This is a genomic window from Agromyces capsici, assembly GCF_058349965.1.
In genome coordinates, this window is record NZ_JBYRET010000002.1 from 237,871 (window position 1) to 261,262 (window position 23,392).

General features: G+C 72.8%; 22 protein-coding genes. 16 read left to right on the forward strand and 6 right to left on the reverse strand.

Translation table 11 applies throughout. The features are described from left to right. Positions 1-23: 23 nt before the first annotated feature. Positions 24-989, reverse strand: coding sequence for a hypothetical protein (locus AC3RKB_RS14970; protein WP_491437052.1), 966 nt, complete (start codon positions 987-989; stop codon positions 24-26). On the opposite strand from AC3RKB_RS14970, the gene AC3RKB_RS14975 reads away from it, so the two are divergent. The 3 genes from AC3RKB_RS14975 to AC3RKB_RS14985 are packed head-to-tail and all read left to right on the forward strand — an operon-like array spanning position 976 to position 4,208. Then, the gene (locus AC3RKB_RS14975; RefSeq protein ID WP_491437053.1) at positions 976-2,349 is read left to right on the forward strand and encodes an ABC transporter ATP-binding protein; all 1,374 of its coding nucleotides are present in this window, start codon (positions 976-978) and stop codon (positions 2,347-2,349) included. The two genes, AC3RKB_RS14970 and AC3RKB_RS14975, sit on opposite strands and share 14 nt — an antisense overlap. Further along, the gene (locus AC3RKB_RS14980) at positions 2,325-3,899 is read left to right on the forward strand and encodes a hypothetical protein (protein ID WP_491437054.1); all 1,575 of its coding nucleotides are present in this window, start codon (positions 2,325-2,327) and stop codon (positions 3,897-3,899) included. The genes AC3RKB_RS14975 and AC3RKB_RS14980 overlap by 25 nt, the downstream gene beginning before the upstream one ends. A gap of 21 nt (positions 3,900-3,920) precedes the next feature. Further along, the gene (locus AC3RKB_RS14985; protein ID WP_491437055.1) at positions 3,921-4,208 is read left to right on the forward strand and encodes a DUF3039 domain-containing protein; all 288 of its coding nucleotides are present in this window, start codon (positions 3,921-3,923) and stop codon (positions 4,206-4,208) included. Positions 4,209-4,225: 17 nt separating this feature from the next. Here AC3RKB_RS14985 and AC3RKB_RS14990 read toward each other — a convergent pair whose 3' ends face one another. Together AC3RKB_RS14990 and AC3RKB_RS14995 are read right to left on the reverse strand one after the other, a co-directional pair. Further along, positions 4,226-5,545, reverse strand: coding sequence for a nicotinate phosphoribosyltransferase (locus AC3RKB_RS14990; protein ID WP_491437056.1), 1,320 nt, complete (start codon positions 5,543-5,545; stop codon positions 4,226-4,228). A gap of 5 nt (positions 5,546-5,550) precedes the next feature. Further along, entirely contained in the window at positions 5,551-6,477 is a 927-nt protein-coding gene (locus tag AC3RKB_RS14995) for an EamA family transporter (protein ID WP_491437057.1), read from the reverse strand. Between the two features lie 67 nt (positions 6,478-6,544). Here AC3RKB_RS14995 and AC3RKB_RS15000 point away from each other — a divergent pair, with 67 nt between their 5' ends. From AC3RKB_RS15000 to AC3RKB_RS15040, 9 genes are all read left to right on the forward strand, one after another. Next, positions 6,545-7,420: a LysR family transcriptional regulator gene (locus AC3RKB_RS15000; protein ID WP_491437058.1), complete on the forward strand. Its 876-nt coding sequence runs from the start codon at positions 6,545-6,547 to the stop codon at positions 7,418-7,420. Positions 7,421-7,436: 16 nt separating this feature from the next. Next, positions 7,437-8,291: a glutamate racemase gene (gene murI / locus AC3RKB_RS15005; protein WP_491437059.1), complete on the forward strand. Its 855-nt coding sequence runs from the start codon at positions 7,437-7,439 to the stop codon at positions 8,289-8,291. Beyond that, positions 8,288-9,058 carry a ribonuclease PH gene (gene rph / locus AC3RKB_RS15010; protein WP_491437060.1) on the forward strand — a complete coding sequence of 257 codons (771 nt, stop codon included), beginning with the start codon at positions 8,288-8,290 and terminating at the stop codon, positions 9,056-9,058. Before murI ends, rph begins: the two co-directional genes overlap by 4 nt. Positions 9,059-9,071: 13 nt before the next feature. After that, the gene (rdgB, locus tag AC3RKB_RS15015; RefSeq protein WP_491437061.1) at positions 9,072-9,704 is read left to right on the forward strand and encodes an RdgB/HAM1 family non-canonical purine NTP pyrophosphatase; all 633 of its coding nucleotides are present in this window, start codon (positions 9,072-9,074) and stop codon (positions 9,702-9,704) included. 98 nt (positions 9,705-9,802) lie between these two features. Beyond that, a complete protein-coding gene (locus AC3RKB_RS15020; RefSeq protein WP_491437062.1) occupies positions 9,803-10,717 on the forward strand; it encodes an ABC transporter ATP-binding protein in 915 nt (304 codons plus the stop codon). Positions 10,718-10,746: 29 nt separating this feature from the next. Then, positions 10,747-11,631, forward strand: a complete 885-nt coding sequence (locus AC3RKB_RS15025) for a hypothetical protein (RefSeq protein ID WP_491437063.1) — start codon at positions 10,747-10,749, stop codon at positions 11,629-11,631. After that, positions 11,631-12,893, forward strand: a complete 1,263-nt coding sequence (locus tag AC3RKB_RS15030; protein WP_491437064.1) for a sensor histidine kinase — start codon at positions 11,631-11,633, stop codon at positions 12,891-12,893. The genes AC3RKB_RS15025 and AC3RKB_RS15030 overlap by 1 nt, the downstream gene beginning before the upstream one ends. Further along, on the forward strand, positions 12,886-13,605 hold the full coding sequence (locus AC3RKB_RS15035) for a response regulator transcription factor (RefSeq protein ID WP_491437065.1): 720 nt from the start codon (positions 12,886-12,888) through the stop codon (positions 13,603-13,605). The genes AC3RKB_RS15030 and AC3RKB_RS15035 overlap by 8 nt, the downstream gene beginning before the upstream one ends. Positions 13,606-13,665: 60 nt before the next feature. Beyond that, positions 13,666-14,595, forward strand: coding sequence for a cation diffusion facilitator family transporter (locus AC3RKB_RS15040; protein ID WP_491437066.1), 930 nt, complete (start codon positions 13,666-13,668; stop codon positions 14,593-14,595). 95 nt (positions 14,596-14,690) lie between these two features. On the opposite strand, the gene AC3RKB_RS15045 is transcribed toward AC3RKB_RS15040, so the two are convergent. Further along, a complete protein-coding gene (locus AC3RKB_RS15045) occupies positions 14,691-15,227 on the reverse strand; it encodes a hypothetical protein (RefSeq protein ID WP_491437067.1) in 537 nt (178 codons plus the stop codon). Between the two features lie 50 nt (positions 15,228-15,277). Next, positions 15,278-16,984 carry an FAD-binding oxidoreductase gene (locus AC3RKB_RS15050; protein ID WP_491437068.1) on the reverse strand — a complete coding sequence of 569 codons (1,707 nt, stop codon included), beginning with the start codon at positions 16,982-16,984 and terminating at the stop codon, positions 15,278-15,280. Between the two features lie 114 nt (positions 16,985-17,098). Here AC3RKB_RS15050 and AC3RKB_RS15055 point away from each other — a divergent pair, with 114 nt between their 5' ends. Then, positions 17,099-18,232, forward strand: coding sequence for a helix-turn-helix transcriptional regulator (locus AC3RKB_RS15055; protein WP_491437069.1), 1,134 nt, complete (start codon positions 17,099-17,101; stop codon positions 18,230-18,232). Between the two features lie 61 nt (positions 18,233-18,293). Here AC3RKB_RS15055 and AC3RKB_RS15060 read toward each other — a convergent pair whose 3' ends face one another. After that, the gene (locus tag AC3RKB_RS15060) at positions 18,294-19,118 is read right to left on the reverse strand and encodes a DedA family protein (protein WP_491437070.1); all 825 of its coding nucleotides are present in this window, start codon (positions 19,116-19,118) and stop codon (positions 18,294-18,296) included. Positions 19,119-19,499: 381 nt separating this feature from the next. Between AC3RKB_RS15060 and AC3RKB_RS15065 the strand changes: the two genes are divergently transcribed. Genes AC3RKB_RS15065 through AC3RKB_RS15075 form a run of 3 tightly spaced genes read left to right on the forward strand, consistent with a single transcriptional unit; the run spans position 19,500 to position 23,388 of the window. Continuing rightward, positions 19,500-21,743 carry a DUF8189 domain-containing protein gene (locus tag AC3RKB_RS15065; protein ID WP_491437071.1) on the forward strand — a complete coding sequence of 748 codons (2,244 nt, stop codon included), beginning with the start codon at positions 19,500-19,502 and terminating at the stop codon, positions 21,741-21,743. Then, complete coding sequence (locus AC3RKB_RS15070; RefSeq protein WP_491437072.1) at positions 21,740-22,048, forward strand: hypothetical protein; 309 nt, start codon at positions 21,740-21,742, stop codon at positions 22,046-22,048. The genes AC3RKB_RS15065 and AC3RKB_RS15070 overlap by 4 nt, the downstream gene beginning before the upstream one ends. Further along, positions 22,045-23,388: a M28 family metallopeptidase gene (locus AC3RKB_RS15075; protein WP_491437073.1), complete on the forward strand. Its 1,344-nt coding sequence runs from the start codon at positions 22,045-22,047 to the stop codon at positions 23,386-23,388. Before AC3RKB_RS15070 ends, AC3RKB_RS15075 begins: the two co-directional genes overlap by 4 nt. The last annotated feature ends 4 nt before the right edge of the window (positions 23,389-23,392 follow it).

The window sequence follows — 23,392 nt, forward strand, 5'->3', positions numbered from 1 at the left end:
TCGGATGTCGCGACGGCCTCGTTTCACACCGAGTTCGCCGGGAGTTCATCCGCAAGTTCACTTCTGGACACGCCGTTATGCCGGGTCTCAGGATACCGGAGGCCGCGAGTGGATGCCGAGTCGAGCGGGAAGCCGTAGCCCGATCGTGATGCGATGCCCAGTTTCCGCCCAGCCGTGCGCTGCCGCAACCGGGCCGGGCGGCGCGCGGATGGAGGTGTTCTCCAGCGTGCGGCGCGTGCTGGTTGGTAGGTTGTCGGGGTGACTTCCGTTTCGCGATCAGGTCCTGACGACGAGACTCCCGGAGGCACCGGCACGGGGGTGTCCGCCGATCGGGGGGATGTCGTCGCGCCCGGAACCCGGAGTGCGTCCACCCCGCGGTCCCCGCGGTCGCGTTCGTCGCGCACCGCCTCCGGGACGTCGGCGAGTGAGTCGGGAGCGGCGGCGCAGTCCGCTGAGACGACGCCCGCCGTGAAGAAGCCTGCGGTGAGGAGGCCCGCCGCGAAGAAGGCACCTGCCGAGAAGACGCCCGCGGCGAAGACGGCGGCCGCCAACGCGACCGTCGAGACGTCGCCCGCCGAGAAGGCGCCCACGGCGCCGACGACCTCATCCCGTGCGTCCGCTTCGCGGACGACCGCGTCCAAGGCCGGTGCGGCCGCGACCGAGACGGCGAAGGCCGGCTCCTCGCGGTCGAGCGCGGCGAAGGCGAGCACGCCCAAGGCGCCGCGCACCACCCGCGCAGCGGCGAAGCCGGCGGCTGAGGCGAAGGCACCGGAGTCCGCGCCCGAGGCCGTCGAGCCGCGTCCGGCGTCGAAGCGCAGCGCAGCCTCACGGGCGGCGTCCTCGAACGCGGCCGCGGCCCGTGGCGAGGCGGCGAAGGCGGCCCGGACGCCGTCGTCCTCCGCGGCCAAGGCCCGCGCTCGCACGACCGATGCCCGCCAGAAGGCCTCGCCGACGCGCCAGCGCGTCGCCGCCGCCATGACGACCGACACCACGGCCGCCGAGCGCAGCCCGCGCAAGTCGGATGTCACGGAGTCGAGCCAAGGCACGGCCGGTGGGTCGACTCCGCCGCCGCTGGTCGTGCCGGCCACCGCGGTCGAGCCGGCCGCGGTCGCCGACGAGGCGCCGTTCGTCGAACCCGCTCCCGTCGCCGAGGCGGAGCCTGCGGTCGACGAGGCTCCCGTCCTCGACGAGGTGCCTGAGGCCGAGACCCTCGAGATGACCCCGGCGGTCGACGACGTGCCACCGGCCCCCGAGCCGGCCGAGCCGGCCGAGCCGGCTCCGGCTGCCGAGGCCACGGCGGTCGCCGCCGCGGGCGCCGTTGCCGCTGCCGCTGAGTCCGCCGTCGCCCCCGACGCCGCCGTCGAGCCCGAGACCAAGCCCACTGTCGCCCCGGTCGCCGCCGTCGAGCCCGAGTCCGAGCCCGCCGTCGACCAGGCTTCGGGCGCGGAGGGCGAGACCTCGGTCGCCGTGAGCGATCGCGCCGTGGGCGCCGAGCGCGGCGTCGCCGTCATCCCGGTCGGATCGCCGAAGCTGACGCCGCGCAAGAAGCGCACGCTGCGCGTGGCGCGGGGGGCGCCGCCCGCCGACGCCCCGCGCGTGCTCACCGTCGAGGCCCTGGTCAAGCGCTTCGGCGACACCACGGCGGTCGACGCCATCTCCCTAGAGGTCCGGGCCGGGTCGTTCTACGGCATCGTCGGGCCCAACGGCGCCGGCAAGACCACGACGCTCTCGATGATCACCGGGCTGCTCCGCCCCGACACGGGATCCGTGCACGTGAACGGCATCGACGTGTGGAAGCAGCCGCGCGCCGCCAAGCGGATCACCGGCGTGCTGCCCGACCGCCTGCGGCTGTTCGACCGGCTCACGGGCGCCGAGCTGCTCTACTACTCGGGCTCGCTCCGCGGGCTCGACCATCGCACCGTGCTCGAGCGCAGCGCCGACCTGGCCGCTGCGTTCGGGCTGGAGGACGCACTGGACCGCCTCGTCGCCGACTACTCCGCCGGCATGACGAAGAAGGTCGCCCTCGCGTGCGCGATGATCCACTCGCCGCGCGTGCTCGTCCTCGACGAGCCGTTCGAGTCGGTCGACCCGGTCTCGGCGGCGAACCTCACCGACATCCTCGAGCGCTACGTCGCCGGCGGCGGCACCGTGCTGCTCTCCAGCCACGGCATGGACCTGATCGAGCGCGTGTGCGACTCGGCCGCGATCATCGTCGGCGGTCGCGTGCTCGCCGCGGGCACGCTCGACGAGGTGCGCCGGGGCCAGACGCTCGAGGACCGCTTCGTCGAGCTCGCCGGCGGACGCAAGGCAGCGGAAGGCATGGAATGGTTGCACAGCTTCTCCGACTGAAGCTGCGGCTGCTCGGGAACATCTTCCGGCGCAGCACGTGGCAGGTCGTGGGGATCGTGGTGGGCCTGATCTACGGACTCGGCGCCGCCGTGTTCGCGTTCGCGGCGCTCACGGGCGCTCGCGGCATCGACGACCTCGGACTGGTGCGCGACGTCATCGTCCTCGCGGGGTCGGCGACCGTGGTCGCGTTCCTGCTCGTGCCGCTCGTGTTCGGCATCGACGACACGATGGACCCGCGGAGATTCGCCCTGTTCGGGATGCCCGACCGCACCCTCGCGCTCGGGCTCGCGCTCGCCGCGGCCATCGGCGTCCCCGCGCTCGCGCTCGCGATCGCGCTGAGCGGGACCGTGGTGACCTGGTCGCGGGGCGTGGGCGAGACGTTGCTCGCCGTCGTCGCGGCGCCGCTCGCGTTCGCCACCTGCCTGCTCGCCGCTCGCCTCGCCGCGGGCCTGGCCGGCATGCTGCTGGAGACCCGGCGCAGCCGTGAGGTCGCCGGCGTGATCGGGGTGCTGCTCGTCGTGATGGCGGCCCCGGTGATCGTCTCGCTCTCGACCGTGGACTGGGCGTCGTCCGGCCGCCAGGCGATCGGCGCGATCGCCGGCGTGCTGTCGTGGACGCCGTTCGGCGCCGCGTTCGCCGTGCCCGGCGATGCCGCGGCCGGGGCGTGGGGCGCCGCCATCCTGAAGCTCGTGATCGCCGTCGCGACGGTCTGGGTCGCCTGGAAGGCGTGGGAGGTGCTGGTCGCCCGCATGCTCGTGACACCTGGCCGCGAGGCATCCGCCCGCAGTTACCACGGGCACGGATGGTTCGGCCGCATGCCGCACGGAGCGACCGGAGCGATCGCGGCCCGCAGCATCACCTACTGGTTCCGCGACGCGCGGTACTGGGTGGCGCTGCTGATGGTGCCGATCACGCCGTTCCTCGTCGTCGTGCCGCTCGGCATCGCCGGCGTGCCCGGCATGTACCTCGGCCTGATCCCCGTGCCGCTCATGTGCCTCCTGCTCGGCTGGAGCCTGCACAACGACACCGCGTACGACAGCACGGCCGTGTGGCTGCACGTCGCGTCGGGCGTGCGGGGCGCCGCCGACCGCGTCGGCCGACTCGTACCCGTGCTGATCTCCGGGATCCTCGTGATCGGGCTCGGCAGCGCGGTGACGGTGTTCGTCCTCGACGACTGGCGGCTGCTGCCGTCGCTGCTCGGCGTGAGCACGGCGCTGCTGCTCGCGGGCCTCGGCCTCGGCTCGATCACCTCGGCGGCGATGCCGTACCCCGTGGTCAAGCCGGGCGACAGCCCGTTCCAGGCGCCGCAGTCGACGGGGGCGGTCACGGCGCTGGTGCAGTCGTTCACGATGTTCGGCTCGCTGCTCGTCGCGGCGCCCGCGATCTATTTCGCGTGGCTCGGCATCTTCGACGACCCGGCGTGGCACGCGGCGTCGCTCGCGGCCGGTGCCGGCCTCGGCGTGCTCGTGCTCGCGCTCGGCGTGTGGGCCGGCGGTCGCGTGTTCGAGCGGCGCGGTCCTGAGATCCTCGCGGCCGCCGTGCGCGCCTGAGCTCGGCGTAGACTCGACCGCATGATCCGACCCGTGCAGGCGAGCATTGCCGACCCCGATGCGCCCGGCGGCGGCACCTCCGTGCTCGACCGCGAACTCGAGAAGCTCCTCGAAGAGGAGAACATCGAGCCGGGGGACCACGAGCGGTTCTCCCACTACGTCAAGAAGGAGCAGATCCTCGAGTCGGCGATCACCGGCAAGCCGGTGAAGGCGCTGTGCGGCAAGAAGTGGACCCCGGGTCGCGACCCCGAGAAGTTCCCGGTGTGCCCCACCTGCAAGGAGATCTACGAGCGCATGAAGAAGGGCTGAGCCCACCTCGGCTCGGCTCAGCGGTAGTTCGTCGGGATCACCGGCTCGCCCCGGCCCAGCCGGAACGCCTCGACGGGCAGTTCCTGCATGACCTCGGCGCGGTGGCGGCGTGCGGCGTCGACGCCGGCGTGCCCGGTGAAGGCGGCATCGGCTCGGCCCTGGTGCATGAGGTGCACCATCAGGGGGCGCAGTTCGTCTCCGGCCTCGAACTCGGCCTTCCCCTCGGGGCCGTCGCCGATGAAGACGAGCTCCTCGCGGGCCGTCCGGGTGGAGTCGAGACGGCGCGCGGCGTTCTTGCGCCCGCCGACGCTCGCCTTCTTCGCCGACGACTTGGCGACGTCGACCCACTCGCCGTCGTCGCCGCGACGGGCGACGAGCTTGTAGACCATGCCGGCGGCGGGGAACCCCGAACCGGTCACGACCGACGTGCCCACCCCGTAGGCGTCGGCCGGTGAGCCCGACAGGGCGGCGATCGTGTACTCGTCGAGGTCGCTCGTCACCGTGATACGCGTGTTCACCGCGCCGAGCTCGTCGAGCTGCGCGCGCACGTCGGCGACGACGGTCGGCAGGTCGCCCGAGTCGACGCGCACCGCCCCGAGCCCGGTTCCGGCGACACGGATGGCGGTCTCGACGCCGGCGCGGATGTCGTAGGTGTCGACCAGGAGCGTGGTGCCCGTCCCCATCGCCTCGACCTGCGAGCGGAAGGCGGCCTCCTCGGAGTCGTGCAGGAGCGTGAAGGCGTGCGCCGCCGTGCCCATCGTGGGGATGCCCCACGTGCGCCCGGCCTCGAGGTTGCTCGTCGCGTCGAAGCCGGCGATGTACGCGGCGCGGGCCGCGGCGATCGCCGAGGCCTCGTTGGTGCGCCGCGAACCCATCTCGGCGATGGGCCTGCCGAGCGCGACCGAGACCATGCGCGCGGCCGCGCTCGCGACCGAGGAGTCGTAGTTGAGCACCGACAGCACGACCGTCTCGAGCATCACGGCCTCGGCGAAGGAGCCCTGGATGGTGAGCAGCGGCGAGCCGGGGAAGTACGCCTCGCCCTCGCGGTAGCCCCAGATCTCGCCGCGGAACCGGTAGTCGGCGAGCCAGTCGAGGGTGGCGTCCTGCACCACGTGCTGCTCGCGCAGGAACTCGAGTTCGGCGTCCTCGAACCGGAACCGCTCGATGAGCTCGAGCAGCCGGCCCGTGCCGGCGACGACGCCGTAGCGGCGGCCGTTCGGCAGCCGGCGGGCGAACGCCTCGAACAGGCTCTCGCGGTGGCCGGTCCCGTCCTGCAGGGCGGCATCCACCATGGTGAGTTCGTATCGGTCGGTGAAGAGCGCTGCGGAGCCGGTCACGCCGCTCAGCCTAATGCGGCGGGTTCCGGATGCCGCGGAGCAGGCGTCGCCGCGCCCGGCGACGCCGCAGCGCTCGCGCGGGCCCGGCGGGGCGCGATCCCGATGGCGAGCGCGTTCGCGACGGTGATGAGGGCGAGTCCCGCGACCTGCCACGGCGCGAGCGCCTGGCCGAGCACGACGAATCCCGCGAGGGCCGCGGCGGCCGGGTGCACGCTCTGCAGGACGCCGAATCGCTGCCGCGGCATCCGTCGCAGCACCATGAGGTCGATCGAGTACGGCAGTGCCGACGAGAGCAGGGCGGCCGCGGCCCCGACCGCGAGCACGAGGAGGACCTCGTGCGCCTCGAGGGAGAGCAGCGCGAGCACGAGGATCGGCGACGTGAACACGGCGGCCACGAGGGTCGCGATCGCGGTGCCCTGCACACCGGGCAGCGTGCGTCCGGCTCGCTGGCTGAGCAGGATGTAGGCGGCCCACGCCGCCGCGGCCGTGAGCGCGAGCCCCACGCCCAGGACGTCGATGCCCGGCACGCTTCCGGTCAGCAGCGCCACGCCCGTCGTGGCCAGGGCGGCGCAGACGAGGTCGAGACGCCGTCGTGAGGCGAGCAGTGCGAGGGCGAGCGGGCCGAGGAACTCGAGCGTGACCGCCGGCCCGAGGCCGATGCGCTCGATCGCCCCGTAGACCGAGACGTTCATGACGACGAGCACCGCGCCGAGCGCGATCGCCGGCCGCACGGCCGCCCAGGTGAGCCGGCGCAGCCGGGGCCGCGACACCGCGAGCAGCGCGACGGCCGCGAACGCCTGCCGCAGCGCGACGACGCCCGCCGGCCCGACCAGCGGGAAGATCGTGGCGCCGAGGGCCGCACCGACCTGCACGGAGGCGGCGCCGCCCACGACGGCGGCGGCGTCGGCTCGATCGCGGCGTGCGGTGGTCATGACTCCACGCTAGGCACGGATCGTTGCGAAGAGAAATGTAATGCGCGTCTATTGATACGCTCAGCACATGGATATCGAGCTGCGCCACCTCAGGGTGCTCGTCGCCGTCGACGAGGAACGCTCGTTCACCGCCGCGGCCGGCCGGCTCGGGATGTCGCAGGCCGCCGTCTCCCGCGCGCTCGCCGCCCTCGAGCACGAGGTCGGGGCGTCGCTCATGCACCGCACCACCCGCCGGGTCGAGCCCACCGAGCAGGGTTCGTCCCTCGCGGGCACCGCCCGGCGCATGCTCGGCGAGCTCGACCGCGCGGTCGCCACACTGCGGGGCGAGCGCAGCGCCATCCGCCTCGGCTATGCGTGGGCGGCGCTCGGCGCGCACACCACGCCGCTGCTCCGGGCGTGGAACCGGGCGCACCCCGCCGATCCGCTCCGGCTCGTCCGGCTCAACACCCGCGACGTCGGACTGCTCGACGGACACGTCGACGTCGCGGTGCTGCGGCATCCGATCGACCGACCCGAACTCGAGGCCGAGCTGGTGGGCACCGAGCGTCGCGTCGCGGCCCTGCCGGTCGACCATCCGCTCGCCGATCACGACGCCGTGCGCCTGGCCGACCTCACCCCCTACGAGGTCGGCGTCGACCGGCGCTCGGGCACCACGACGCCCGAGCTCTGGGAGGCGATCGGCGTCGAGGCGCCGCGGCTGGTCATGACCGGCGACGTCGAGGAGTGGCTCGACCTCATCGCCGCGGGCGACGCGATCGGCGTCACCTCCGAGGCGACCGCGCACCATCTTCCGCGACCCGGGGTCGTGTTCGTGCCCATCGTCGACGCGCCGCCGATGGAGGTGCGCCTGGCGTGGCACCGCAACCACCGGCACCCCGCGACCGGCCGGATCGCGCGGGCCATCCGCGCGGCGCTCGCCGAGCCCTCCGCCCCGCCGCCCTGATCTAGGCTGGGTGACCGTGACGGACGCACCCATCGGGATCTTCGACTCCGGCGTCGGGGGACTCACCGTTGCCAGGGCGGTGCGCGACCAGCTCCCGAACGAGGAGATCGTCTACGTCGGCGACCTCGAGCACTCGCCCTACGGGCCGAAGCCGATCGCGGACGTGCGCCGCTACGCCCTCGCCGTGCTCGACGACCTCGTCGCCCAGGGCGTGAAGATGCTCGTGATCGCGTGCAACACCGCGAGTTCGGCGATGCTGCGCGACGCGCGCGAGCGCTACGACGTGCCCGTCGTCGAGGTCATCCAGCCCGCCGTGCGGCGCGCCGTCGCCACCACGCGCACCGGTCGCGTCGGTGTGATCGGCACGGCCGGCACCATCCAGTCGCGCGCGTACGACGACGCGTTCGCCGCCGCGCCGCACCTCGAGCTCGTCTCGGCCGCGTGCCCGCGCTTCGTCGAGTTCGTCGAGGCCGGCGTCACGACCGGGCCCGAGGTGCTCGCAGTGGCCGAGGAGTACCTCGCGCCGCTGCGCACCGCGCAGGTCGACACGCTCGTGCTCGGCTGCACGCACTACCCGTTCCTGAAGGGCGCGATCTCGTACGTCATGGGGGAGGGCGTCTCGCTCGTGTCGAGCGATGTCGAGACCGCGAACGACGTCTACCGCGTGCTCGTTTCCCAAGGGCTCGAGCGCCGCAGTCCGCTCCCGCCCGTGCACCGCTTCGAGGCGACCGGCGACTCGTCCGCCGCGTTCCTCGACCTCGCGCACCGACTCATCGGCCCCGACATCTCGAGCGTCGAGCTCGTGCAGACGGGCGCCCTCACGCTTCCCACCGCCTCGCGGACCGCCCGCACCGACAGGAGACCTCTGTGACCGAGCACCCCACCCCCGACCTCGTGCGCGCCGACGGCCGCACGCCCGACTCCCTGCGCGACGTCGTCGTCGAGCGCGGCTGGAGCGCCCACGCCGAGGGCAGCGCGCTCATCTCATTCGGCCAGACCAAGGTGCTCTGCACCGCGAGCTTCACCAACGGCGTGCCGCGCTGGATGACCGGCAAGGGCACGGGCTGGATCACCGCCGAGTACGCGATGCTGCCGCGCTCGACGAACACGCGCAACGACCGCGAGTCGGTCAAGGGCCGCATCGGCGGTCGCACGCACGAGATCAGCCGGCTCATCGGCCGAAGCCTCCGCGCCGTGGTCGACATGAAGTCGCTCGGCGAGAACACCATCCAGATCGACTGCGACGTGCTCCAGGCCGACGGCGGCACGCGCACCGCCGCGATCACCGGCGCGTACGTCGCGCTCGCCGATGCCATCGAGTGGGCGCGCACGAAGAAGTTCATCGGACAGAAGGCGACGCCGCTCATCGACACCGTGTCGGCCGTGTCGGTCGGCATCATCGACGGCACGCCCATGCTCGACCTCGCCTACGTCGAGGACGTGCGCGCCGAGACCGACATGAACGTGGTCGCCACCGGCCGCGGACTCTTCGTCGAGGTGCAGGGCACCGCCGAGGGCGCGCCGTTCGACCGCCGCGAGCTCGACGACCTGCTCGACCTCGCGCTCGCGGGCACGACCGACCTGGCCGCGATCCAGCGAGCCGCGCTCGAGGCGCCCCTTCCCGGCCGCGCCGGCTGAGCGGGGCGAGCGGATGTCGCAGACCGGCCTCGAGGTCGTCCTCGCCACGCACAACGCGCACAAGGTCGCCGAGTTCCAGCACATCCTCGGCGAGCACGTGCCCGGGATCACGGTGCTGCCCTACGACGGGCCGGAGCCGGTCGAGGACGGCACCTCGTTCGACGAGAACGCGTTCATCAAGGCCCGCGCCGCGGCATCCCACACCGGTCGCATCGCGCTCGCCGACGACTCGGGGATCGCGGTCGACGTCATGGGCGGCTCGCCGGGCATCTTCTCGGCCCGCTGGGCCGGACCGGGCCGCGGCGCGGAGGCCAACCTCGAGCTGCTTCTCGCGCAGCTCGCCGACATCGGCGACCCGCACCGCACCGCCCACTTCCACTGCACGATCGCGCTGGTGGTACCGAATGCCGCGGGCGGCACGCCCTACGAGTTCGCCGCCGTCGGCACCTGGCCGGGCCGTATCGCGACCGAGCGGGCGGGCGTGAACGGCTTCGGCTACGACCCGATCTTCCTGCCCGACGACTTCGAGGTGTCGGCGGCCGAGCTCGCGCCCGAGGTGAAGAACGCGCACAGCCACCGGGCGCGCGCGTTCCGTGCCCTGCTGCCCGAGCTCGAGCGGGTCGCGGAGGAGCGCGCCGCGACCTGAACTCGCGCCGAAGTACTCGTACCACGGTACGAGCAGGGCGGCCGAGGTCGGCACCACGGGCCGATGCCGGCGCCGAGAGCGCTGCATACCTTCGACGCATGATCGAAGCAACCCACCTCACCAAGCGCTTCGGCGCAACCGTCGCCGTCGATGACCTCTCGTTCACCGTGCATCCCGGTGTCATCACCGGGTTCCTCGGACCGAACGGTGCGGGCAAGTCGACGACCATGCGCGCCATCGCCGGCCTCGTGCGCCCCACCTCAGGTTCGACCCGCGTGAACGGCCGGACCATCGCGCAGCACGCCGCGCCGATCACCGAGCTCGGCACGCTGCTCGGGCCGGGCCTCGCCCATCCCGGGCGAACCGCGCGCGCCCACCTGCTCGCGCTCGCCGCCACGCACGGCCTGGGCCGCGCGAGGGTCGACGAGGTGCTCGAGCTCACCGGAATCGACGCGGTCGCCGGGCGACGCGTCGGCACGTTCTCGATGGGCATGCACCAGCGTCTCGGTCTGGCCGCGGCGCTGCTCGGCGACCCGCAGACGCTCATGCTCGACGAGCCGATCAACGGGCTCGACCCCGACGGCATCGTCTGGGTCCGCCGCTTCCTGCGGAGCCTCGCCGCCGAGGGACGGACCGTGTTCCTCTCCTCGCACCTCATGAGCGAGATGGCCCAGACCGCCGACCACCTCATCGTGATCGGCCGCGGGCGCCTGATCGCCGACGCCCCGATGACCGAGGTCCTCGCCGGCGTCGGGGCCACGCACGTCGACGTCACCACGCCCGACGCCGACCGGCTCGCGGCGGCCCTCGCCGCACCGGGCGTCGCCGTCACCACCGTGGCGGCGGGCCGGCTCGAGGTCACGGGCGCGGATGCGGCGACGATCGCCGCGATCGCGCGCGACCACGACGTGCTGCTCCACGAGCTCACCACCCGCACGGCCTCGCTCGAGGAGGCCTACCTCTCGCTCACGGAATCCGCGCTCGAGTACGCGGCCGTCACCCCCGCGGCCTGAGCCGCACGACCACATCCAGGGAGATCCCAATGTCCGCTACCGCTACATCTACCGCAACCGCATCCGCCTCCGACTTCGAGGGCGTCTGCACCGAGCCCGGTCCCGGCGCCGTCGCACCGCGCCTCACGTTCCGTCGCGTGATCCGCGCCGAGTGGATCAAGGCCGCCACCGTCCGCTCGACCTACTGGACCGTCGGCGCCGCCATCGCGACCGTGCTGCTGTTCGCCGGCGGCATCCTGTTCGTCGTCACCCTTGCGCCCGCATCCGAGGTGCCCGACCCGGCGGCCGTGCTCGCCGACAACTACGGGCCCGTGCCCAGCCTCGGCGTCATCGGGTTCGCGTTCATGTTCGCCTACGCCCTCGTCGCGATCCTCGGCGTGCTGGTCGTGGGACCGGAACGGGGGACCGGGCTGCTCGCGGCGACCCTCGCGGTCGTGCCGCGCCGGACCCCCGTCTTCGCGGCGAAGCTGCTCGTCTCGGCCGCGATCGGCGCCGCCGTCGGGCTCGTCGGGGCCGTCGCCTCGTTCCTGCTCGTGCAGTCGCAACTCGCACCGCTCGGACTCGGCTCGTCGCTCGCCGACCCCGACGTGGTGCAGGTGCTGGCGGGCGGCGCGGTGTTCCTCGCGCTCGTCGCGGTGCTCTCGACCGCGCTGGGCTCGCTGTTCCGCAGCACGGCGGCCGCGATGGGCGCGGTGCTCGGGCTGCTCATGGTCGCCCCGGCGATCCTGCCGCTCGTGCCCGGCATCGGCGCGGAGCTGGCCGGATGGCTGCCGAGCACCGCCGGTATGATGCTGTTCCAATCCGCGGCCCAGGCCGGGTGGCAGACGATCCTCACGGGCGGACTCGTCCTCCTCGCGTGGACGGTCGGCTCGGTGGCCCTGGGCGGAGCGCGGTTCGCGAGACGAGACGTGTGATGGCCGAGCGGGCACGCACCATCGGCCGGGCGGTCAGCCCGGCCGATGGCGGCTCCGCGCCCGCCGCCGGTCCGCTCCGCCGCCTGTTCGCGACGCGCCCCTGGCTGGTGGATGTCGCGGTATCGCTCGTGTTCACCACGATCGTGGTCGCAACCCTCGCGTCCGATGTCGTCACCGAGGACTCGGAGGTTACCCCGTGGCAGGTGGTGAGCATCGCGGGCACCGCGATCGCGCTCCTGTTCCGCCGCCGTGCGCCGATCACGGTGCTCGTCGTGGTGACGATCCTCACGACGGTGCTCGGTTTCTCGGCGGAGTCGAACCTCGTGCTCGCGGTGCCCATCGCGCTCTACGCGGTCGCCGCGTTCCGGACGCCCGTCATCGGCTGGATCGCCGCGGCCGCCGCGTTCGTCGTGACCGTCGCGAGCCTGTTCCTGTGGCTCCCGGTGCTCGAGGCACGGCTCGGGGCACCCGGCGCGTTCGACATCCCCGTCGTGCTGCTGACGATCGCCATGGCCGACACGGTGGGCGTCCTGCTCGGCACGAACACGTGGCAGCGCGCGGAGCGCGTCCGCGTGCTGACCGACCGCGCCGAGCAGCTCGCGAGGGAGCGGGACAGCCGGGCGCGCATCGCGACGCTCGCGGAACGCAGCCGGATCGCGCGCGAGATGCACGACATCGTCGCCCACAGCCTCTCTGTCATGATCACGCTCGCCGACGGCGCGTCGGCGTCGGTCGAGCGCGACCCGGACGCCGCACGACGCGCGCTCGAGCGGCTCGCCGAAACGGGCCGCGACGCGCTTCGCGACATGCGGCAGGTGCTGTCGGTGCTCGGCGAGTCCTCCGGTGAGCCCGCCGCGCTCCAGCCGGCGCCCGGGCGCGAGGAACTCGGCGAGCTCGTCGCGCGCTTCCGGGAGGCGGGGCTGCCGGTCCGGTTCACGGTACGGGGCGCGCCCGTCCCCGACCCGCAGCGCGATCTGGCGGTGCACCGGATCGTGCAGGAGGCGCTGACCAACGCGCTCCGCTACGCCGCGGATGCCGAGCGCGTCGACGTCCTCGTCGACGACGACGCCGAGGCGACCGTCGTCACGGTCACCGACGACGGGCGGCACGCTCCCGCGTCCGTCGGCGCGGGTCGCGGGCTCATCGGCATGTCCGAGCGTGCCGCGGTGTTCGGCGGGTCCGTCGAGGCGGGGCCGACCCCGTCGGGCGGATGGCGCGTGCGCGCGGTGCTGCCGACGGGAGGGGAGGTCGCCGATGCCTGAACCGCCCCCGGCCGACATCCGCGTCCTGCTCGTCGACGACCAGCCGCTCATCCGCGTCGGATTCCGGATGGTCCTCGAGAACGAGCCCGGCATCGACGTCGTCGGCGAGGCCGATGACGGCGTCGAGGCGGTGGAGCTCGCCGCGACGCTCGCCCCGGATGTCGTCGTGATGGACGTGCGTATGCCGAGGATGGACGGCATCGCGGCGACGGAGCGGATCGCGCAGCGCCATCCCGGGGTGCGCGTGCTGATCCTCACCACGTTCGACCTCGACGAGTACGCGTTCGCCGGCCTGCGTGCGGGCGCGAGCGGGTTCCTCCTGAAGGATGCCCGACCCGCCGACCTGGTGCGCGCGATCCGCACCGTCGCGGCGGGCGACGCGATCGTCGAGCCCCGCATCACGCGGCGGTTGCTCGAGCTCTTCGGCGCGCAGCTTCCGGGCGCCGGAGCCGTGCCGCCGACGCCCGCGGCGCCACTCCGCGGCGGCGTCCCCGATCCCCGGCTCGCCTCCCTCACCGATCGGGAGCTCGAGGTGTTCACGGCCATCGCGCGCGGCCTCAGCAACGCCGAGATCTCCGCGGCGTTCTACCTCTCCGAGTCCACCGTCAAGACGCACGTCGGGCACATCCTCCTGAAGCTCGGCGTGCGCGACCGCGTCCACGCCGTCATGCTCGGCTACGAGACGGGCGTCGTGGTGCCCGGCGGCGGCTGAGAACGGGTCTCGTTCCCATCAACGGCGGGGCCGCGCCATCCGGCCTACGCTGGAAGGGCCATGGCCCATTCGCACGACCACTCCCACGACGCGCAGGCGGCGAACCGCACCCGGCTCGTGATCGCCATCGCGATCATCGGCGCGTTCCTCGTCGTGCAGGTCGTCGGCGGACTCCTGAGCGGCTCGCTCGCGCTGCTGGCCGACGCGGGCCACATGACGAGCGACCTGCTCGGGCTGGTGATCGCGCTCGGCGCCGCGCTCGTCGCGGCGCGCCCCGCGACCGACCGGCAGACGTACGGGTTCCGCCGGTTCGAGGTGTTCGGCGCGCTCGCGAACGGCGTGATCCTGGTGGTCGTCGCGGTCGCGGTGACGGCGGGCGCGATCGGCCGTCTGGTCTCCGGCGCCCAGGGCGAGGCGCACGAGGTCGCGGGCGGCCCCATGCTCGTGGTCGCCGTCGCGGGCCTCGTCGCGAACGTCGTCGCGCTGCTGGTGCTGCGCGGCGGCGCGAAGGAGTCGATCAACCTGCGGGGCGCCTACCTCGAGGTGCTCGGCGACGCGGTCGGATCGGTGCTCGTGATCGTCGCGGCCGCGGTGATCCTCACGACCGGATGGGACGCCGCCGACCCCATCGCCTCGCTCGCCATCGCGGCGCTCATCGTGCCGCGCGCGCTGATGCTGCTTCGCGACGTGATGCGGGTGCTCAGCCAGTCGACGCCGGCCGAGACGGATGTCGCGGAGATCCGCGACCACATCCTCGGGACGCCGGGCGTGGTCGCCGTGCACGACGTGCACGTGTGGGCGATCACGACCGGCGCGCACGTGTTCAGCGCGCACGTGGAGGTCGAGCCTGCGGTGTTCGCCGAGGGACGCGTCGGCGAACTGCTCGACGAGCTGGGCGGATGCCTCAGCGAGCACTTCGACGTCGGACACTCGACGTTCCAGCTCGAGCCGTCGGGCCGCGGCCGGCACGAGCACGCGACGCACGCCTGAATGCGCGCCCGCCCGCGCCTGCGCCACTTCGGCCGCCTCTGCGCCGCGGGAAGCGGCGCGGACGGGCGCGAAGTGGCGCAGGCGCGGGGGGTCGGTCAGCAGGAGAGGCTCGGGTTGAACGGCGCGTACAGCCCGGCGGGGTTGTGCTTGCCCGTCCACACGTGCAGGTCGTAGTGCTCGGGCATGCCGGGCTCGTGGCCCGGCATGGGGCCGTCGAACGACTGCGTGCCGAAGACCGGGGTCGGCTGGCCGATGTTCGGCTCGAAGAACTCGGCGCCCCACAGCTCGAGCTCGCCCGAGGCCGACGGACCGTACATGAGCACCGGCGGGTGGGCCGGGTCGATGGGCGCGCCGGGCGCGACGAGCGCGGGGTTGACGAAGTGGTGGCCCATGGCGCCGTCGGGCGACGCCGCGCACTCATCGCCGGGCAGGTAGCCCTCGGCGATCGCGACGTCCACGTCGTGGAATCGTGCGGTGGCGGCGCGGAGCTCGGCCACGAGCGCGGCCTGCGCGGCGTGGTCGGGCACCGCCGGGGCGGCGGGGCGGGCCTGGGCGGGGAGTGCGATGCCGGCGGTGCCGACTGCGGCGACGGCCGCGACGGCGGCGGCGGTGAGGGTGCGACGGATCTGCATGCGGGGCTCCTTCATGGGGATGGTGCGCGGTGGGTGATGGCGGCGCCGCGTCAGCGGGCACCGACGGGGTGGGCGGCGACCCAGACGCCGGCGGGGTCGACCGAGCGGCGGATCTCGCCGAGCCGGATCCACGCGGCGGGGTCGAAGCCGGTCGCGGCGTCGACCGAGCGATCGACGAAGTTGAGGTAGGGGCGCGAGGTCGTCCAGGGGCGCATGGCCGCGACGACCTCGCACGTCGCGGCGGTGCCGATCGCCGCGACCTCGGGCGTGGGCGCGATGGCGATGGCGTACAGGGCGTAGGCGCCGTCGAGGCGGTCGAGCGAGGCATCCTGCGGCCGGGCCAGCGCACCGCCGAGGTGGCGCAGCTCGGCGAACATGAGCGGCGTCTCGACGCCGGGGCCGGCCACGGCGAGGAACGCGTCGATGCCGGCGGCGGGAAGCTCGCCGAGGATGGTGTGGTCGCTGACCGACGGCACGGGCGCGGGCGGGTCCATGTGCACGGCGAGCAGGTCGGCCGCTGGGATGCGCGCGAACGTGTCGACCTCGGGCGCGAGCGCGCGGAGCGGCGCGAGCAGCTCGGCCGCGCTCGCGTCGTCCTCGAGGACGGCGCCGTCGATCACGACGAGGCTGCGGCCGCTGAGGAACGGCGGCAACTCGGGCAGCGGCGGGAAGCGCATGAAGCGGAGCGACGTCGTGACCGACTCGGGCAGCCCGGCCGTCCACGCCGCCCAGGCGTGCGTGACCTCCTCGGCGCGGGAGAGGTCCCAGAGCAGCATGCCCGCGACCACATCGGCGATCGGCAGCAGGTCGATCTCCATCGCGACCACGGCGCCGAAGTTGCCGCCGCCGCCCTTGACGGCCCAGAACAGGTCGGCGTGCTCGTCGGCGCTCGCGCGGATCAGGGTGCCGTCGGCCGTCACGAGCTCGACCGCGCGCAGGTGCGACGAGGCGAGCCCGTGCTCGCGACCGTAGAACGACAGCCCGCCGCCGAGCACGTACCCGGCCACCGCGACGTCGCCGGCGCTGCCGTGCAGCGCGGTGAGGCCGTACGGCGTCGCCGCGGCGACGACGTCCTGCCAGAGGGTGCCGCCGAGCACGCGCGCGACGCGGGCCTCGGGATCGACCTCGACGCCGGTGAGCTCGTCGAGGCGCAGCAGCATCACGTCGTCGAGCGGCTGCGCGCCGAGCGCCGCCGCACCGTGGCCGGTGCTCTGCGGGGCGACGCGGAGACCGCGCGCGACGGCGGCCGTGACGACGTCGACGACCTCCGCGATCGTGCGCGGCACGGCGACGGCGGCGGGCCGCTGGTCGACCGCGAGGTTCCACGGCGTGCGCGCCGTGTCGTAGCCCGGCTCGCCGGGGAAGTGGACGGCGGCGGCCCGGCGAGGGGTCGGTGTGTCGGTGAGCGACGGATGCATCTCGGTCAGTCCTTCTGGTCGGGGTGGAGGTGGATCGGTCACGTCGGCGGAGATGCCGACGAGCATGCCGGCGACCTCGAGCCGGGCGACCTGGAGGCCGGTGATCGGCGGGGTGGCCCCGTCGGCCCGGCATCGCTCCAGGACGAGGTCCACCAGTTCCGGGTCGGTGGGCTCGATCGTGAGGACCCTCAGCCGATCGACGGCCGCCATGCCCAACCCGCGGTCGGCGAGCCCGGCCTCGAGGCGCACGAGCGCCAGGCAGAGCTGCGCGATCGCATCCTCGGCGTGGACGAGTTCGCCGTCCTCGTCGAGGGGTGCGGCGTCGATGGTGATGGTCACGATGGAATGCTCCGGTGCGGCGGCTGGCCTCCGGTATCCCGAGCGGCCGGGGAATGCCGGATCCCACACATCTGGGATGTCGCGGGTGGGGTGCCCGAGCGCATACTGGTGCACGTGAGCAGCTCACTGATCGCGGCCCGCGTGCGGGGCGACCTCGACGTGCTCTCGCGGGCGGGCCTCGACCTCGACGACTTCCTGAGCGAGGCGGCCGAGTCGGTTCGTCGGGCGGTGCCCTGGGTCGGCGCGTGCGTCGCCACGCACGACCCGGCGACCCTCATGCTCACGAGCGCCCGCAAGTACGGCGCCCTCACGGCGAACAACGAGCACGACCGGCTGTTCGGCATCCTCGAGTACGGCGGTGACGAGGCGACCTCGTTCCGCTCGATCGCCGCATCCGACCGCCGTGCCATCGGGATGCGGGCCACGATGCCCGACGAGGTCGATCGCTCCGACCGCACCAACCGCCTCATGCGCCCCGTCTACGGGTTCTACGACGAGGCGCGCATGGTGTTCCGCGACGGCTCGGGCGTCTGGGGCGGCATGGCGCTCTTCCGCGGCAGCGACGACCCGGCATTCCGCGACGACGAGGTCGAGCTCCTCGGCCGGATGTCGGAGTCGTTCGCGCGCGGCGCCCGCGCGGGCATCCTCACGCGGCTCGCGCACGACGTGCTGCCCGACGCGGACGCCATGGGGCCCGCGGTCGTCATCGTCGGCGACGGCGACCACATCACCCAGATCAGCGTCGGCGCCGAGGAGCGGCTCGCGCAGCTCATGGACGACCCGCACGGCGGCGACCCGCTCGGCCTCGTGACCGCGCTCGTCGCGGCGGCCCGCCGCATGCTCGTCACACCCGACGCCCCGTTGCCGCGCGCGCGGGTGCGGACCGCGTCGGGCGTGTGGCTCCTGCTCCACGCGTCGCCGCTGTCAGGGGCCGACGGCGCGGCCGGCGACGTCGTCGTCACCATCGAGGAGGCGCGCCCGCCCGAGATCGTCGCGCTCGTCGTGGCCGCGTTCGGCCTCACGCCGCGCGAACGCGACGTGACGCGGCTCGTGCTGCAGGGCGTCGAGACGAAGGAGATCGCCTCGACGCTCCACGTCTCGGCCTACACCGTGCAGGACCACCTCAAGGCGGTCTTCGACAAGGCCGGCGTCCGGAGCCGGCGCGAGCTCATCTCACGCGTCTACTTCGACCAGTACGTGCCGCGCATGGGCGGCGAGGTCGGCCCCGCGGGCTGGTTCACGAGCTGAAGCGCTCGGCGCCCCGCGCCCCCGCTCAGCGGCCCCGCGCCCCCGCTCAGCGGCCCCGCGCTCAGTGCTCGCGCGGCGGGTGCTCGTCGCCGTGGCGGCCGTGGCCGTGGCCGTCGTGCCCGCGGTCGCCGTCGAGGTGCGGCGGGCGGTCGAACACGTCGGGGTCGAGCACGAGCTCCTCGGCCTCCTCCTCGTCGGTCACCACGTCCTCGCCGGCCTCCTCGGCCTTCTTCGCCTTGCGGCGCTCGCTGAAGTAGTGCCAGGCCGTGATCAGGGCGGTACCGCCGACGGCGATGAGCAGGATGATGTCGATGTACTCGCGAACGAGGTAGGCGACCGGCGGGATGAAGCTGACGGCGTAGCCGAACATCGTCAGGCCGAAGCCCCAGACGACCGCGCCGATGAAGTTGTAGAGCGAGTAGCGGCCGCGGTTCATGTGGCCGACGCCCGCGGCGACCGGCGCGAAGGTGCGCACGATCGGCACGAACCGGGCGAGGATGATCGTGAGCCCGCCGAAGCGCTCGAAGAACGCATTCGTGCGTTCGACGTTCTTCACGCTGAACAGCCCGCTCTCCTTGCGTTCGAACACCTTCGGCCCGCCGCGATGGCCGATCTCGTACCCGACCTCGCCGCCGACGAACGCCGACAGGCCGATGAGCAGGGCGACGATCCACACGGAGACGCCGAACACGCCGTTCGGCGGCACGAGCTCGGGGTTCGACAGCAGGCCCGAGATGACGAGCAGCGTGTCGCCCGGCAGCAGGAACCCGACGAGCAGGCCGGTCTCGGCGAACACGATGAAGCACACCACCAGCAGCGCCCACGGCCCGGCGGACTGGATGATCGTCTCGGGGTCGAGCCAGGGGATGAGTGCGGTGTGGATCACGGCAGGTGCTCCTGTCGACGGACACGGCGGAGCCGGTCGCTGGCGGCGTGGTGTCCGTGCAGTCTACCGAGCGGATGGCTCGGCGGCGGCGGTCCTCGACCTCGGGGCGAGGCCGGGCACGTGAACAGAATTGGGACTTGTGGCCGCGCCGGTTCAGGAGGATCGTGTGTGGGTGCAGCCTTGGGGGAGGCTGCCTGAGGGCGCGGCGATGCCGAACCTTCGTCGCGCGCCTGTCACAGGGGGGTGACGACCATGCCACGAAAGAGCAACGGGACGTCCGGCAAGGCCGGAGATCCGGATCCGGCTGGGGCCGGCACGGGGATGAGCGCGTCCGCAGCGGGGGCGATGCCGGGCGGCGCGATGCCGGGAGGCGCAGGCCGCATGTCGAACGGAGTGATGAAGGGCTCCGCGATGTCCGCCCCGGGCGCCGGCGATGCGATGGGCGGGCGAGCTTCGTCGATGCGGCCCGACTTGGGCTCGTCCAGCGGCATGAGCCGCATGGCGGGCGACACCGCCGGATCCGGCGGTGACGGGACGGGGTTCGGGGCGTCGGACGCCGAGGCCCCCGAACTGCATCGCGCATGGTGCGGCACGATGGAGGAGCATCGCCGGCTGCTCTCGACGTCGCAGGAGTACGTGGATGCGAGGGCGATGATCGAGAACCACGCCCGGCAGTTCCCCAGCGACGAGGAGTCGCTCCAGGCGAGGTTCCCGGGCATCGTGCGCATTCCCGTCGTGGTGCACGTGCTCTACGACAACGCGGCCCTGAACGTCGGCGACGCGCAGGTGCAGAGCCAGATCGACGTGCTGAACCGTGACTTCCGTGCGTCGAACCCGGATGTCTCGATCGTGCCCGGGGTCTTCCAGCCGCTGGTCGCGGATGCCCGGATCGAGTTCGTCCTCGCGACGACCGACCCGAACGGTGATCCGACGAACGGCATCACGCGCCGATCGACGAACGTGGCGTCCTTCGCCCAGGAGACCAACGCAGCGAAGTTCTTCTCGAGCGGAGGCACCGACGCGTGGCCCGCGGACCGGTACCTGAACATGTGGGTCTGCAAGGTCCACAACTCCATGGGGCCGCTGCTCGGGTACGCGCAGTTCCCGGGCGGACCGGCGGCAACCGACGGCGTGGTCATCGAGACCACGGCGTTCGGCACGACTGGTACGGCGACCGCGCCGTTCCACCTGGGTCGTACCGCGACGCACGAGGTGGGGCATTGGCTCAACCTGTTCCACATCTGGGGCGACGACGGCAGTGGATGCAACGGCAGCGACGAGGTCGCGGACACTCCCAACCAGGGCGGCCCGAACTACGGCGCGCCGACGTTCCCGAAGCTCAGCTGCAGCAATGGGCCGAACGGCGATCTGTTCATGAACTACATGGACTACACCGACGACCCGGCGATGGTGATGTTCACGCATGGCCAGGTGGCGCGCATGGAGGCGACCCTGGACGGAGTGCGCGATTCGTTCCTCACCGGCATGCGCCATCCGGAGCCGGCGGGCCCCATCGTGTCGTGGGGCGCGGACCGCATCGACGCGTTCGCCATCGGGACCGATCGCGCGATGTACCACAAGTGGTTCGACGGGGGGTCCGGCTGGGGACCGTCCGTCACCGATTACGAGTACATGGGTGGGATCTGCATGAACGCGCCAGAGGTCGCCGCGTGGGGGCCGAACCGATTGGACGCCTTCGTCATCGGCACCGACCGGGCGATGTACCACAAGTGGTGGGATGGCGCCTCGTGGGGTCCCTCGGTCACCGACTACGAGTACATGGGCGGGACCTGCCTCACCCAGCCGCGCTTGGCGACGTGGGGCCCGAACCGGCTCGACGCGTTCGTCCTGGGCACCGACCGCGCGCTCTACCACAAGTGGTGGGATGGCTCGTCGTGGGGACCGTCGATCACCGGGTACGAGTACATGGGCGGGGTCTGTCTCACGCGGCCGGAGGTGGTGGCCTGGGGCGCCAACCGTCTCGACGTCTTCGTGATCGGCACCGACAGCGCGCTCTACCACAAGTGGTTCGACAGCTCCGGCTGGGGGCCGTCGATCACCGGGTACGAGTACATGGGCGGCGTCTGCACGAGCCCGCCGACCGCGGTCGCGTGGGGTCCGAACCGCTTGGACGTGTTCGTGATCGGCACCGACAGTGCGCTGTACCACAAGTGGTGGGATGGCTCGTCGTGGGGTCCGTCGGTCACCGACTGGGAGTACATGGGCGGGATCTGCACGAGCCCGCCGACGGTCGTGTCGTGGGGTCCGAACCGCTTGGACGTGTTCGTGATCGGCACCGACAGCGCGCTCTACCACAAGTGGTGGGATGGCTCGTCGTGGGGTCCGTCGGTCACCGACTGGGAGTACATGGGGGGCACCTGCACCGACGGACCGCGCGTCACCTCCTGGGGTCCGAACCGGCTCGACGTCTTCGTCACCGGCACGGACGGCGCGCTCTATCACAAGTGGTGGGATGGTGCGGCCTGGGGTCCGTCCGTCACCGGGTACGAGTACATGGGCGGCGTGATCAGCGACCTCCGGCACGCGGTACCGGACTCGCCGGCCGGCCTCGTGCTCCGGGATGATGCGCTCGTCGGCGACGGCTCTCCGCTCAGTCGACCATGACCGAGCGGCTCTACCGGACGTGGATCCACTCGCATGAGGAGGACCACGATGGAGTGACCGTGTATCGTCCGGTCGGATACCCGCTGCCCTTGGCCCGCGGGCGCAGTGGCGTGGAGTTCCTGCCCGACGGGACGCTGATCGAGCACGCCGTCGGACGCGACGACACCGCCGAGACCCGGCCGGGAAGCTGGCATCTGGTCGGGTCCGACCGGCTCGCGCTCGTGGGTGCGCTGGGTTCTCGCCGGCTGCGCATCGTCTCGCTCGAGGACGACCGCCTCGAGGTCGCGGAGGAGGGTCCCACATGAGCGACGACGTCCGCTACCTCGTCGTGCCCGCGGGGCGGAGCGTGCACGCGGACGCGAACCGGGTGCGGGTCGCTGACGCGGAGGTCGTGTGGACCTCCGCAGACCGCACCCTCGGGCGCGCGTCGCGTCGGGCGTCCGACCTGCTCCTCGTGACGCAAGTCGGTCGGTCGTTCCAGGATGCCTTCCCGGATGTCAGGCCGGTGCTCGATCACGGTCGCCATCTCGTCATCCCGGCCGATGCTCGGCTGTCGGACCTGCCACGCGACGATTGCTGGCGGATCGAGCCCGTGCCCGTCGGCGGCGTCGTGGTCGACGTCGCGGAGCTTCGAGCGGGGCGTGCGGATCCTTCGATCGAGGAGATGCTCGGCGAGCTGTCGCCGGCGTCGTACGCCGAGCATCTCTCGTGGATGGCGGGCCTGCCGACCCGGCACTCGATCAGCGCCGGATTCAGGACCGCAGCCGACCGGGCGGAGGCCAGGATGGCGGCGCTGGGGTTCGCGACGACCCGTGAGCCGGTGCCGATGGGGGCAGGTCGGAGCGAGAACATCATCGGCGAGCGCTCCGGCGCAGCGACTTCCGCACGCGGAGTCGTGATCGTGACTGCGCACCTGGACTCGGTCAACCTGGCGGGTGGGCCGGGAGCCCCGGCCCCGGGCGCCGACGACAACGCGAGCGGCTCGGCGGGTGTGCTGGAGCTCGGCCGGGTGCTCGCGGGCAGGTCGTTCGAGCACGACGTGCGGCTGATCCTCTTCGGCGGGGAGGAACAGGGCCTGATCGGCAGCCGGCGATATGTGGCGTCGCTGCCCGGCGCGGAGCGGGCGCGGATCCGCGCCGTTCTGAACATGGACATGATCGCGTGCCGGAACGCCGCCGTGCCGACCGTGTTGCTCGAAGGCGCCGTGGTCTCACGGGGGCTGATCGACGCACTGGCCGAGGCTGCGGCGACGTATACCGGCCTGCGCGTCGAGACCTCGCTCTCGCCGTTCGCGAGCGACCACGTGCCCTTCATCGACGCCGGAGTCCCCGCCGTCCTCACGATCGAGGGCTCCGACAGCGCGAACGGGAACATCCACACCGCGAACGACGTGCTCGCGCATCTCGACCACACCCTGGCGATGGAGATCCTCCGCATGAACGCGGCGGCCCTCGCCGGATGGCTCGTCCCCGTCGCGCCCGCGCCACAGCCGGCCGGTTCGATCCTGTCGGGGGCGCCGGGACGGCTCGACGTCTTCGCCGTCGGGGTCGACTCGACGGTGCTGCACAAGTCGTGGGACGGATCGGCGTGGCGCCCGAGCACGATCGGGTACGAATCGCTGGGCGGCGTGGTCGTTCCGACCTGATCCT